This window comes from Comamonas sp. JUb58, assembly GCF_004364775.1.
Lineage (GTDB): Bacteria > Pseudomonadota > Gammaproteobacteria > Burkholderiales > Burkholderiaceae_C > Comamonas.
Window position 1 is genome coordinate 148,024 of sequence record NZ_SOAL01000004.1, and the last position, 12,921, is coordinate 160,944.

Here is a 12,921-nt window from a genome sequence, read left to right on the forward strand (position 1 = left end):
TGGCGGGGCCCGCCGGTATGCACACGCATCGGCGACAGGCCTGCCTGTCCGGGTCTGCTAAATATAGCCGACAATGCCCGTCCAGAACGACAACATCGCGGAGATACGCCATGCCCGGTTACACCGATCCCGGCTTTGACACCCTGAGTCTGCACGCCGGCGCCCAGCCGGACCCGGCCACCGGCGCCCGTGCCGTCCCCATCCACCTGACCACCTCCTTCGTCTTCGAGTCGAGCGACCATGCGGCGAGTCTGTTCAATCTGGAACGGCCCGGCCATGTCTACAGCCGCATCAGCAACCCCACCAATGCGGTGCTGGAGCAGCGCGTCTCGGCACTCGAAGGCGGCGTAGGCGCCATCGCCGTGGCCAGCGGCCAGGCCGCGCTGCACCTGTCGATTGCGACCTTGATGGGCGCGGGCAGCCATATCGTTGCCAGCACCGCGCTCTATGGTGGCAGCCAGAACCTGCTGCACTACACCCTGGCCCGCTTCGGCATCGAGACCACCTTTGTTAAACCCGGCGATATCGATGGCTGGCGCGCTGCGGTGCGGCCCAACACCAAGCTGTTCTTTGGCGAGACCGTCGGCAACCCCGGCCTGGATGTGCTGGACATTCCCACCGTCTCGTCCATCGCGCATGAGGCCGGCGTGCCCTTGCTGGTCGACTCCACCCTGACCTCGCCCTGGCTGATCAAGCCCTTCGAGCATGGCGCCGACATCGTCTACCACTCGGCCACCAAGTTTCTCTCCGGCCACGGCACCGTCATCGGCGGCATCGTGGTCGATGGCGGCAGCTTTGACTGGGAAAAGTCCGGCCGCTTCCCTGAGCTGACCGAGCCCTATGACGGCTTCCACAACATGGTGTTCAGCGAGGAATCGACCACCGGCGCCTTCTTGCTGCGCGCGCGGCGCGAAGGCCTGCGCGATTTTGGCGCCTGCATGAGCCCGCACAGCGCCTGGCTGATTCTGCAAGGCATCGAGACCCTGCCGCTGCGCATGGAGCGCCATATGCGCAACACCGAAAAAGTGGTGCAATTCCTGGCCAGCCACCCCATGGTCAGCCGCGTGGGCCACCCCATGCTGGAGAGCCACAGCTCCTACGCGCTGGCGCAAAAGCTGCTGCCGCGCGGCGCGGGCTCGGTATTCAGCTTTGACATCGCCGGCAACCGCAACCAGGGCAAGAAGTTCATCGAAACGCTCAAGGTCTTCAGCCACCTGGCCAATGTCGGCGACTGCCGCTCGCTGGTCATCCACCCGGCCAGCACCACCCACTTTCGCATGCACGACGACGCCCTGGCGCAAGCGGGCATCAGCCAGGGCACCATCCGCCTGTCCATCGGGCTGGAAGACGCCGACGACCTGATCGACGACCTCAAGCGCGCGCTCAAGGCCGCAGAGAAAGCCGCATGATGGAAATCCGTGTCTTTGCACTGCAAGATTCCGCAGCCGTTGTGCAGCTGTGGCATGACTGCGGCCTCTACCGTCCCTGGAACGATCCGCACAAGGACATTGCGCGCAAGCTCAGCGTCTCGCCCGAGCTGTTCTGGGTGGGGATCGATGAACAAGGCGAGCTGATGGCCAGCATCATGGTCGGCTACGACGGCCACCGGGGCTGGATCAACTACCTGGCGGTGCACCCCAAATACCAGCGCCAGGGCCATGCGCGCCAGCTGATGCAGCGGGCCGAGGCCGAACTGACGGCGCTGGGCTGCCCCAAGCTCAACCTGCAGGTGCGCGCCGGCAACGAGGCCGTGATCGCCTTCTATGAAAGCCTGGGTTATGGCGACGACCAGACCGTGAGCCTGGGCAAGCGTTTGATTCCAGACCTCTAGACGATTGGAATACCGACATGCAAATCCAAGTTCAAGGTGCTGACCTGTATGCCTACACCGGCGGCAAGGCGCTGGATGCGAGCCAGTCCACCGCCATCTTCATCCACGGCGTGCTGTGTGACCACAGCGTCTGGGCGCTGCAGAGCCGCTACCTGGCCAACCACGGCTGGAACGTGCTGGCCATCGACCTGCCCGGCCACTGCAAAAGTGGCGGCGCCGCACCGCGCAGTGTGGAAGAAGCCGCCGACACCATTGCCCAGCTGCTCGATGCCGCAGGCCTGCAGCAGGCAGCGCTCATCGGCCATAGCTGGGGCAGCCTGATTGCGATGGAAGCGGCTGCACGCCTGGGCGCACGCGTCAGCCACCTGGTTCTGGTCGGCACCGCCGATCCGATGAAGGTGGCGCCGGCCCTGCTGGAGCAAGCGCTGAATGCGACCGACCAGGCCATTGGCATGGTGCAGACCTTTTCGCGTGCCACCCTGGCCCCGCCCTCGGGTGCCGGCAGCTGGGTGTTTGGCGCCGGCATGGCGCTGGCGCGCCGCGTACAGGCCAGCAACCGCGACACCAACCTGCTGCACACCGGCTTTGTGGCCTGCGACAGCTACCGCAACGGCCAGGCCGCGATGGCCGCCCTCGCCTGCCCGGTGCTGTTTGTACTGGGCGAGCAAGACCAGATGACCCCGGCCCGCGCCGCACGCAGTTTGGTGGACGCCGCCAAGGCTGCCGGCAAGCAGGTGCAGGTCCAGATGGTGCCTTGCGGACACAACCAGATGACGGAGTCGCCCGACGCGACCCTGTTTGCCATCCACCGCTTTCTCCAGACGCAGCCCGCCAAGGCCCCGGCCCATGCGTGAGAGATTGTTGCAGCGCCGCATGGGCGCCTATCAGTTTTGCTAATGTGATATTGCTTTTGTTTTTATAGCAACAGATCACGTATGTATCTAGCGTAAGTAGGCGTAAGCCTCTATAAAAAATGCCGGAATCTAGGCGGCAAATGCGTTAGCCTATCCGCTAGGCCGATGGAGGCCCAGACAGCTGCATCTGAGAAGCTGCAGACCGGATACATACGACTTATGCAATACAAGGCCCTTCCCTGTTTGCTGCAACACTGCCAGGCGCAACCCTGGCATCTGTTGCGGCCGCGCGTGGACATGGACCTGGAGCGATGGGCAGAGACCTGGGCAGACCAGCTATCGAGCCTGCATGAATTCTCCAGCCATGGCTACTATGGTCTGGATGTACAGGATCTGGACGCCGATAGCCAACGCGCTGCCCGGGCTGGCTGGTGCCGCGCGGCACTGCAGTCGCTGGCACTGTTGGATCTGGCCTACAGCCGTGGCCTGCCACCGCGCGCGATGGAAAGCCTGTTTGAGCATGTGCTGCACTGGTGCAATGAATACGCCATCTTCATGCGCAGCGATGCCGCAGCGCCGGCGCAAGCCCGGCAACCGATCAACCCCGCCTCCAACAGCTACCCGGCCGCTGTGCAATTGCTGGCGCTGCCGGTACTGCTGGAACGCCAGGAGCTGATCCCCGGCATTGTTGAGCGCCTGCTGGGCAACCGCTGCGATTGCCTGCTCGACTACCTGAGCGCCGTCGCCTGCGAGAAGGACGAGGCCTCGGCACAGGTCTTCTGCCCCAAGCCTTATGCCGATCTGATGGCTTTCTTTGAGCAGTCCGAGCTGGGCACCGAGCCTTTGCAAGCCTATCTGGACGAGAACTACAGCAGCCAGCTGCACCCTGCGCTGGCCGCCATTGGCCGGCTCATTGGCATGGGCGATCACCACCCACGCTGGGCCTGGGAAGTTGCCGCCCTGGTGGTGCTCTATGAGCTGGACGACAGCCCGCTGACCGCCTACACCTGCTACCCCGCCGATATGGTGGCGCTGGCCCGCCAGCGCCTGGCGTTCAATGAGGCGAGCTTCGCTGCGCACTGAACGGCTTCAGCTATCTCGGCGGATGGCCATCAGGCAAGTCGCTTGATGGCTGCAGTTCTAAACGATCAAACTGCGCTCAACCCTTGGCTGGGTCCGCCTGCACCGCATCCCCCAGCACAGGCTCCAATTCCTGCGCGGCTGCTTCCACCTCTTCCGCCGGCAGCCACTGGCGCCGCTCCAGCAGCGCAATCAGCGCGATTTGGTCCAGCCCGCTATGCCACCACAGCGGCTCGGTGGCCTCATTGCGGTCCAGCATCAGCGCAGCCACCAGGGGCTCGGCCAGGGTTTGCGCCGGCTCGATCAGCAACACATAACGCATGTCTTGCTGGCTCTCGGTCACGCCCGTGGCGGATCGGCGCTCGTCCACATCCACGACGGCACCCACCCAGTCCAGCTGGCACAGCACATCCAGCGCGCGGTGCAGCTGCACATCCTCCACCTGCAAACGGGTGGCGAGCTGGTGCAGGTAGAGGCCCTTCTCGGGCTGGTAGCGCATCAGGTTGAGCGCGCGCAGGCATTCCAGCGCCAGCTGAAAATCCCAGCTCTGCGCCAGCGGCAGCCGTGCCACGCCGGCCAGCAGGCTGGGCAGGTAGGCAGCGACCACGGCACCCAGCAGCACAATCACCCAGGCCACATAGATCCAGATCAGCAAGATCGGCAGAGTGGCAAAGGTGCCGTAGATGGTGGAATAGGTTGGCACATGCACGAGGTACAGGGTCAGCACCTTCTTGGCCACCTCAATGCCTACGGCCACAAACAGGCCGCCGGCCAGCGCATCGCGCCAGCGCACATGGGTGTTGGGCACATAGCGGTACATGGCGGTCACGCCCGATGCCAGCAGCACAATTTCCAGCGAATCAAAGGCCAGTCGGATCAGGTACGGCAGCTCACCAAAGGCGCTGCGCGATGCCGCCACCACCGATGAGGTCAGCACCAGGCTGGATGCCAGCACCAGCGGGCCCAGCGACATGGCGGCCCAGTAGATCAGCACCCGCTGGCCCAGCGGCCGCAGCTGGCGCACGCGCCAGATGTTGTTCAGGGTGCGGTCCATCGTCAGGATAAGGGCCAGCGCCGTCACCAGCAAAAAGCTCAGCCCCGCCAGGCCCAGGCGGCTGGCCTTGGACGCAAACTGCGTGATATAGCCCAGCACCTGGCTGGCAATGGTGCTGGGGATCAGGCTCTCGATCAGCCAGCGCTGCAGCTGCGCCTCGACCGTGGCAAACATCGGGAAGGCGGTGAGCAAGGCCAGCGCCACCGTGAAGAAAGGCACCAGTGCCAGCATGGTGGTAAAGGTCAGGCTGCTGGCCGTCAGGCCCAGGCGGTCCTCACCAAAGCGCGTGCGCAAGGTATTGACGGTATTGCGCCAGGGAAACGCCGCAATTTGCTGCCACCACAATGCCCATCCCCGGCGCGGTTGCACCTGCAAAGATGCCGCGTTTTTCTCATCACTTACGTACATACCGATATGATGCCATTTCCATGCCTGCATCCACCCCTGATCCCGCCGCAAATCTGCCTGATTTGGTAACGCCTGCCGCTGCGGGCGCGGCTGCGCAGTATTCGCGCTGGCTGGCCGTTGCGGCCTTGCTGGGCCTGGTGCTGCTCTGCCTGGTCTGGGAGCTGTGGCTGGCCCCCTTGCGGCCGGGCGGCTCCTGGCTGGTGCTCAAGGCCTTGCCGCTCTGCCTTCCGTTGGCTGGCCTGCTCAAGCACCGCATGTATACCTACCGCTGGCTGAGCCTGCTGGTCTGGCTGTATTTTGTCGAAGGCGTGGTGCGCGCCTGGGGCGACGCAGCGCCCAGCCGCTGGTGCGCGCTGGCCGAAGTCGCCCTGTGCCTGCTGCTGTTTGCCGCCTGCGTGATGCATATCCGGGGCCGCCAACGCGCCGTTGCCCCGGCCCCCAAGCCGGCCGCTGCCTCCTCCTAGATTCTTTTTCTTTTCATTTGCTGAGACATCCAATGACCGACCTGATTGCGAGCTTGCGCCAGATTGTGGGCGATGCCCATGTGCTTACCGATGGCGACCTGACAGCCTATGAGCAGGACTGGCGCCGCCGGGTCCACGGCAAGGCGCTGGCGGTGGTGCGCCCCGCCACGACCGAGCAAGTGGCTGCCGTCGTCAAGGCCTGCGCGGCCAACGGCACCTCCATCGTGCCCCAGGGCGGCAACACCGGCCTGGTCGTGGGCTCCACGCCCGACACCTCGGGCCAGCAGGTGGTGCTGAACCTGGGCCGCATGCAGGCCATCCGAGCGATCGACAAGGACAACCTGACTGTCACGGTCGAGGCCGGCTGCATTCTGCAAACCCTGCAAGAACGCTGCGAAGGCCAGGGCTTCCTGTTCCCGCTGTCGCTGGCAGCCGAAGGCAGCTGCACCATCGGTGGCAACCTGGGCACCAATGCCGGCGGCACCCAGGTTGTGCGCTATGGCAATACCCGTGAGCTCTGCCTGGGCCTGGAAGTGGTCAACGCCCAGGGCGAGATCTGGAACGGCCTCAAGGGCCTGCGCAAGGACAACACCGGCTACGACCTGCGCAACCTCTTCATCGGCAGCGAAGGCACCCTGGGTGTGATCACCGCCGCCACGATGAAGATCTACCCCATGCCCGCCAGCCAGCTCACCGCCTGGGCAGCACTGCCCTCGTTCGATGCCGCCGTGCGCCTGTTGGCGCTGGCGCACCAGTACCTGGGCGCGGGCCTGACCGGCTTTGAGGTGATGAACCGCTTTGCGCTGACCCTGGTCGACAAGCACATGCCCCAGCTGCGCGTGCCCTTTATCGACAACCCCGCCTTCCCCTACGCCGTGGTGCTGGAAAACTCCGACAGCGAATCGGAAGAACATGCCCGCAGCCGCTTTGAGGCCTTGATGGAAGCCGCATTCGAGCAGGAGATCGTGCTCGACGCCGTCGTGGCCGAGAACCTGGGCCAGGCCCACAACCTCTGGCATATCCGCGAAAGCATTCCGCTCGCCCAGGTCGAGGAAGGTCTCAACATCAAGCACGATATCTCGGTGCCCATCTCGCGCATCCCCGAGTTTGTCGAGCATGCCACCCAGGTGCTGAACGACAAGGTGCCGGGCATGCGCCTGGTCAATTTCGGCCACCTGGGCGACGGCAATCTGCACTTCAATGTGCAGGCGCCCGAGGGCGGTGACGCCAAGCAGTTCCTCGATGAGCGCGAGCACGAGGTCAACCACATCGTCTATGACGCGGTGGCCGCATTCGGCGGCTCCATCTCGGCCGAGCACGGCATCGGCACGCTCAAGGTCGACACCTTGCCGCAGTACCAGTCGCCCGTGGCCTTGTCGATGATGCGTGCGGTCAAGGCCGCGCTGGACCCGCAGAACATCATGAACCCGCATGCGATGGTCACACGCGGTTAAATAAGCGGCACACAGCAAAACAGGGCGGCCCTCGATGAGGTGCCGCCCTGTTTTTTTTGTTCATTGAAGGATCAGGACGCCGGCGTGCCCACCGCGTTGCTGATCATCTGGTTCACATCCTTGGGCCAGGAAAAGGCCGCGCCCGGGTCTTGCACCACGCGCGGCTGGCCGTCCTGCAGCCACCAGATGCGCATGGTGTTGCTCTTGGCATCCAGCGCCACGGCGGCAGCGTTCTGGCCACCATCGTGCTGGCGGTTACCGGTGATGTAGTAGACGGAGCCCTGCTTGCTCAGCGGCCCGGTCACCTGCAGGTTCTGCATGAAGGCCGCGCGGTGCTCACCCAGCAGGTGCTGTATGCGCGCAGCCATCACGCCCTGCTGCAGAAAAGCGGCATCGTGCGGATACTGGCCCACCTGGGCCTGCAGCTGGTTCCAGGCCTGCTGGCCGTTGGGGTCCACGCCTGCGGGCGTCGTCTGGCAGCCGGCCAGTGCCAGCGCCGCAGCTGCGCCCAGGGCCAGGCCCCATTTCTTCGTCATCATCCACATAGTTAGCTGTCCTTGTAGCGTTTGCAGCGCCCTCTCCTGCGCCTCACAAACTGTCGATGTCCCGCTGCCCACCTGCGCTTGCCGCCGCATCGCGCGGCCGGCCCCGGTGGGCCCGGGCGCCAAAGCCGACACCCTACACCAATTTATGGCGACTCAGGTCGGCCGCAGACATCTCCCACACTGGCTTATCCTTACGGCCTACGCGACAAGCGCAGCCGTCGTACAGTAGGCCCTTTGGGCCTCGCCCCCTGCCCCGCCCCTGCAGTGCGCCCATCGCACCGGGCCAGGCAATGCCTTAGCACCAGCGGGGCGGCAAGGCCCCCGTCTCGATCAGGCCAGAAGAACATGAAGCAATACCTCCAACTCGTCCAGAACATCCTGGACCAAGGCTCCTGGCAGTCCAACCGCACAGGCATCCGCACGCTCAGCATGCCCGGCGCCATGCTCAAGTTTGATCTGCAGCAAGGTTTCCCGGCCGTCACCACCAAGAAGCTGGCCTTCAAATCCGCCATCGGCGAAATGGTGGGTTTTCTGCGCGCCGCGCGCAGCGCCGCCGATTTCCGCGCGCTGGGCTGCAAGGTCTGGGACCAGAACGCCAATGAAAACCAGGCCTGGCTGGCCAACCCCTACCGCCTGGAGGCCGACGACCTGGGCCCCGTCTACGGCGTGCAATGGCGCCAGTGGCCGGCCTACAAGCTGATCGACCAGACCCAGCCCCAAGGCGCCGCCCAGGTGGCCGATGCGCTGGCCAAGGGCTACACCCAGATCGGCGAAGTGGCCGAAGACGGCAAGCGCCAGATCGTGCTCTACAAGGCCATCGACCAGCTGCGCCAGTGCCTCGACACCATCATGACCGACCCGGGCAGCCGCCGTATCCTCTTCCACGGCTGGAACTGGGCCCAGCTCGAAGAAATGGCCCTGCCCCCTTGCCACCTGCTCTACCAGTTCCTGGTTGACCAGAGCAAGCGCGAGATCTCGCTGTGCCTGTATATCCGCAGCAATGATGTCGGCCTGGGCACCCCCTTCAATCTGACTGAAGGCGCGGCGCTGCTGCACCTGATGGGGCGCCTGAGTGGCTACACCCCCCGCTGGTTTACCTATTTCATCGGTGATGCCCACATCTACGAGAACCACCTGGACATGCTGCAAGAGCAGCTCAAGCGCGAGCCCTTTGAGTCGCCGAAGCTGGTGCTGTCAGACCGCATCCCCGACTATGCGGTGACTGGCCAGTACGAACCTGAGTGGCTGGAGAAGGTCGAGCCTTCAGACTTCTGGCTGGAGGGCTACCAGCACCATGCGCCACTGACGGCGCCAATGGCGGTGTAAACCAAAACGCCCGCTATTGCGGGCGTTTGCTTAGGAAGGGGCCTTGGTCTCGCAGCGCTCTTTCAGCTCCTCAAACGACGCCCGCTTTTGCTTGCGGATCGGCAGCGGCAGCGCAATCGATTCGGCTTCGATCTGCATGCTCTTCATGCGCTCCGGGTCGGGGCAATCGGCCGGGCGGGGATCCGGTTCGTCGGCGGCTTGTGGGGCAGGTGCCGGCGCTTTCTCTGCCGGCTTTTTGCTGACTGGGCGGTCATGCTCGCGCGGATTGATGCCCTGGCTGGAGGGCGTCACGGTGATCGCCTCCGCCTTTTGCCCGGCCGCGCAGGGCTCGTCCTGAAAACTGGTGCGGCCCTGGGCATCGACGCATTTGTTGATGGCCCAGGCCGGTGCGCTCAAGCAGCACGCTGCCGCGATCAATCCAGCAGCAAAGGTGGGGCGGGCGTGGGGCATGGGGCAGTCCAGACAAATGGCGAAAAGCCCATTATGCGGCAGGCTGCCACGGCGCCCTGTAGTCCCATCCTCAATTCAGCTCGATGCGCACGCCGCTCTTGACCAGGGCCTGCAGCTTGTTGGTTTCGGCCTGCAGAAACTGGCCGAAGGCCTCGGGTGTGGACAGCGACACCAGCAAACCGGTCTTGGCAATCTGGGCCCGCACAGCAGGGTCGTCGACCACGCGGTGCATATCGGCATTGATCTGCTGCACCACCGCATCCGGGGTGGCAGCCGGTGCCAGCATGCCAAACCAGCTGCCGCTGACAAAGTCCATGCCCAGCTCCTTGAAGGTCGGAATCTCAGGCGCGCCCGGGTGGCGCTGCTCGGAGGCAATGGCCACCGCTGCCACCTTGCCGGCCTGCACCAGCGAGTACGAGGACATGCCATCAAACATGCCATCGACCACACCGGCCATCAGGTCGGTCATCGACGGCCCCTGGCCCTTGTAGGGCACATGGGTAAAGCGGATGCCCGCCTTGGTGGCGAACAGCTCGGCTGCCAGGTGCGGGCTGGATCCGGGGCCTGACGAGGCCAGCTTGAGCGCGCCGGGGTCGGCCTTGGCGCGGTCGATCAGGCTCTGCAGCGACTGGCCACGCAAGCGGTTGGTGACCAGCAGCACATTGTGGCTGGAGCCCATCAGACCGACGGGCCGGAAGGCATCGGGCCCATAGGGCAACTGCCGGCGTAGCACCGGGTTGGAGGTGTAGGCATAGCTGGTGAACAGCAGCGTGTAGCCATCGGCTGGCGTCCGGGCCACTGCGCTGGTCCCTATGATGGTGCCCGCGCCATCGCGGTTCTCCACCACCACCGGCTGGCCCCAGAGCGTCGCCAGCTTGGCCGCCAAAGTGCGGGCCAGGGTGTCGGTGATGCCGCCCGCGGAATACGGCACCACGATCGTCACGCGTTTGTTGGGGAAAGCGGCCTGCGCCTCGGCCGCCGATGCGGCTGCCGTGCACAAAGCCAAGCCCAGCCCCAGGGCTGTAGCGCGCAAAGAAATCCATGAAGACATAAGACCTCCTTAGGGATCCTCTGCATGACTCCCTGCCGTGGTCTGAACGCGGGCTCGGGCGATTCACTGCGTTGTCTTCCTTGTCAATAGCTACGGCTATTGACTGCGAAAGACGCCTTGCGCCTCATCCCGATCCGCGCCCATCCCGCTTGGCGAGGGTCTTGCAGAGGATCCCTTACCCAGCCTGTCTGCCGGGCAATTGCCAGACCATCGCAAGAGTTGGCTGTGCCAATACGGCACAGAGGGTCCCTGGGCAGGACTGCTGCCCCGCAGCCTGCCCCGGGCGTCGCTCAATCGACCTTGAGCTTGGCCACCTTGGCCAGTTGCTGCCACAGCGCCATGTCGTTCTTGACGACCTGGCTGAACTCGGCGGCAGACTTGTGCGCAGGGATCAGCATGTTCTGCTCGGCAAACTTGGCCTTCATCTCGGGGCTGCCCAGCGCCTGGCCCAGATCGGCATTGAGGCGGTCGATGATCTTGGGGTCGGTCTTGGCGGGGGCGAACACGCCGTACCAGCCGTCGGCGTCAAAGGTGTAGCCCTGCTCGGTCAGGGTCGGTACGTCCTGCAATGCAGGGCCGCGCGCCGATCCGGTGGCGCCCAGCGCGCGCAGCTTGCCGCTGCGCACATGGGGAATCGGCGAGGCAATGTCCATAAAGCCCACGCCAATGGTGTTGGCCAGCAGATCGCCCAGCTCCACGGCGGTGCCCTTATAGGGCACATGGGGCATGTCCAGCCCGTAGTGGGCCTTGATGCCTTCCATCACCAGGTGGCCGGTCGAGCCACTGCCCCATGAACCATAGGCCAGGCGGCCCGGGTGGGCCTTGGCGTACTGCACCATGTCGGCCAGGTTCTTGAAGCCGGTCGCAGGGTTGGCCACCAGCAGCACGCCCGCTGCACCCACCTGCGCCACTGGCGCCAGGTCGCGCATGGCGTCATAGGGCATCTTGGGCTGGATGATGGGGTTGATCGCAATCGACGACGACGGCGAGAACAGCAAGGTATAGCCATCGGCCTGGGCCTTGGCCACATGGTCATTGCCGATGATGCCGTTGGCGCCGGCCTTGTTCTCGACGTAGAGGCTTTCCTTCAGCGAGCTCTGCAGCGGCGGCAGCAGCATGCGCGCAAAGATGTCGCCGCCCGATCCGGCCGGCCCCGGCACAATCATCCGGATCGCCTTGTTGGGCCAGGCCGTATTGGCCCAGGCCGTACCGGTGCCCGCTGCGGCGAGCAGGCCCAGCAGCATCTGTCGGCGGTTGAAGTTTGCGCATGAATCGGTCATTTTTGTCTCCTGTTGACTGCGGATAGCCGGCCCTTGCCGCAGCTACCACCTGGTTCTATCGCTGGCCATGTCAGCGCTGCCCGGGCTTGTCGCGCCCGGTGCAGCCGCCAGCGCGCTCGTTACGACATCTTCAGATCGGCCAGTTTGGCCAGCCCACCCCAGATCTTCATATCGGACTGGATGGAACGGGCAAACTCTGCCGCCGGTTTGACGGCAGGCAGGGCCATGTTCTGGTCTTCAAACTTTTTGCGGATATCGGCACTCTGCGCCACCTGCACCAGGGCCTGGTTCAGGCGCTCCACCATCTCGGGGTTGGAGCTGCCAGCGGGCAAAAACATGCCATACCAGCCGTCCGCATCAAACTTGAAGCCCTGATCGGTAAAGGTGGGCACCTGCGGCGTGGCCGGTGCGCGCTGCGTGCCCGTCACACCCACGGCCAGCAGCTTGCCATTACGGATATGCGGCACGGGCGACGCGATGTCCATGAAGCCCATCGGAATGTTGTTGCCGATGATGTCGGACAGCTCGGTGGACAGCGCCTTGTAGGGCACATGGTGGATGTCGATGCCGTAATGGGCCTTGAGGCCCTCCAGCGCCAGATGGCCCGACGAGCCATTGCCCCAGGAGCCGCAGGACAGCTTGCCTGGGTTGGCCTTGGCATAGCGCACCAAGTCGGCCAAGGATGCAATGCCGGTCTCCGGATTGGCCACCAGAAAAATGCCCGACAGCCCAATCTGGCCCACCGGCAGCAGATCACGCTGCGTGTCATAGGGCAGCTTGGGCTGGATAAAGGGGTTGATCACGATGGCCGACGACGGCGCAAACAACACCGTGTGCGCATCATTGCTTTTGACGACAAAGTCATTGGCGATGATGCCGTTGGCGCCCACCTTGTTTTCTACATAGAAGGGCTGGCCCAGCGCCGCCTGCAGGCCAGGCGCCAGCAGGCGGGCAAACACATCGCCGCCCGATCCGGGCGAGCTGGTCACCACCAGGCGCACCGGCTTGCTGGGCCAGGGCGCGGCCGCCCGCGCCAGGGGAATGGCGGCAGGCAGTGCGGCAGCCATGGCCGCCATCAGCAGGGTGCGGCGCTCGATACGCAACTGGTTCATGTTTGTCTCCTT

13 protein-coding genes are annotated in these 12,921 nt (G+C 64.6%); 7 read left to right on the forward strand and 6 right to left on the reverse strand.

Annotated features, from left to right (window positions below; genetic code table 11):
- The first annotated feature begins 110 nt into the window (after positions 1–110).
- From EDF71_RS05620 to EDF71_RS05635, 4 genes are all read left to right on the forward strand, one after another.
- Positions 111–1,409 carry an O-acetylhomoserine aminocarboxypropyltransferase gene (locus tag EDF71_RS05620; RefSeq protein ID WP_133855616.1) on the forward strand — a complete coding sequence of 433 codons (1,299 nt, stop codon included), beginning with the start codon at positions 111–113 and terminating at the stop codon, positions 1,407–1,409.
- Positions 1,409–1,831 carry a GNAT family acetyltransferase gene (locus EDF71_RS05625; RefSeq protein ID WP_133855732.1) on the forward strand — a complete coding sequence of 141 codons (423 nt, stop codon included), beginning with the start codon at positions 1,409–1,411 and terminating at the stop codon, positions 1,829–1,831. The genes EDF71_RS05620 and EDF71_RS05625 overlap by 1 nt, the downstream gene beginning before the upstream one ends.
- Positions 1,832–1,848: 17 nt before the next feature.
- Entirely contained in the window at positions 1,849–2,685 is an 837-nt protein-coding gene (locus tag EDF71_RS05630; RefSeq protein WP_133855617.1) for an alpha/beta hydrolase, read from the forward strand.
- A 219-nt stretch (positions 2,686–2,904) separates the two neighbouring features.
- Complete coding sequence (locus EDF71_RS05635) at positions 2,905–3,768, forward strand: PoNe immunity protein domain-containing protein (RefSeq protein WP_166656456.1); 864 nt, start codon at positions 2,905–2,907, stop codon at positions 3,766–3,768.
- A gap of 76 nt (positions 3,769–3,844) precedes the next feature.
- On the opposite strand, the gene EDF71_RS05640 is transcribed toward EDF71_RS05635, so the two are convergent.
- Entirely contained in the window at positions 3,845–5,227 is a 1,383-nt protein-coding gene (locus EDF71_RS05640; protein ID WP_243854186.1) for a YhjD/YihY/BrkB family envelope integrity protein, read from the reverse strand.
- A 20-nt stretch (positions 5,228–5,247) separates the two neighbouring features.
- Between EDF71_RS05640 and EDF71_RS05645 the strand changes: the two genes are divergently transcribed.
- Positions 5,248–5,691, forward strand: coding sequence for a DUF2069 domain-containing protein (locus EDF71_RS05645; RefSeq protein ID WP_133855620.1), 444 nt, complete (start codon positions 5,248–5,250; stop codon positions 5,689–5,691).
- A gap of 32 nt (positions 5,692–5,723) precedes the next feature.
- Entirely contained in the window at positions 5,724–7,145 is a 1,422-nt protein-coding gene (locus EDF71_RS05650) for an FAD-binding oxidoreductase (RefSeq protein ID WP_133855621.1), read from the forward strand.
- A gap of 71 nt (positions 7,146–7,216) precedes the next feature.
- Here the strand turns inward: EDF71_RS05650 and EDF71_RS05655 are convergent, their stop codons facing one another.
- Positions 7,217–7,690, reverse strand: a complete 474-nt coding sequence (locus EDF71_RS05655) for a hypothetical protein (protein ID WP_133855622.1) — start codon at positions 7,688–7,690, stop codon at positions 7,217–7,219.
- A gap of 345 nt (positions 7,691–8,035) precedes the next feature.
- Here EDF71_RS05655 and EDF71_RS05660 point away from each other — a divergent pair, with 345 nt between their 5' ends.
- On the forward strand, positions 8,036–9,016 hold the full coding sequence (locus tag EDF71_RS05660) for a thymidylate synthase (protein WP_133855623.1): 981 nt from the start codon (positions 8,036–8,038) through the stop codon (positions 9,014–9,016).
- 30 nt (positions 9,017–9,046) lie between these two features.
- On the opposite strand, the gene EDF71_RS05665 is transcribed toward EDF71_RS05660, so the two are convergent.
- The 4 genes from EDF71_RS05665 to EDF71_RS05680 form a co-directional block, all read right to left on the reverse strand.
- Positions 9,047–9,466, reverse strand: a complete 420-nt coding sequence (locus tag EDF71_RS05665; protein ID WP_133855624.1) for a DUF4124 domain-containing protein — start codon at positions 9,464–9,466, stop codon at positions 9,047–9,049.
- Positions 9,467–9,536: 70 nt separating this feature from the next.
- Positions 9,537–10,517 (reverse strand): tripartite tricarboxylate transporter substrate binding protein, encoded by a 981-nt coding sequence (locus tag EDF71_RS05670; protein WP_133855625.1) that lies wholly within the window; start codon positions 10,515–10,517, stop codon positions 9,537–9,539.
- 290 nt (positions 10,518–10,807) lie between these two features.
- On the reverse strand, positions 10,808–11,797 hold the full coding sequence (locus tag EDF71_RS05675; protein WP_133855626.1) for a tripartite tricarboxylate transporter substrate binding protein: 990 nt from the start codon (positions 11,795–11,797) through the stop codon (positions 10,808–10,810).
- Positions 11,798–11,916: 119 nt separating this feature from the next.
- On the reverse strand, positions 11,917–12,909 hold the full coding sequence (locus EDF71_RS05680; RefSeq protein WP_133855627.1) for a tripartite tricarboxylate transporter substrate-binding protein: 993 nt from the start codon (positions 12,907–12,909) through the stop codon (positions 11,917–11,919).
- Positions 12,910–12,921 lie beyond the last annotated feature (12 nt).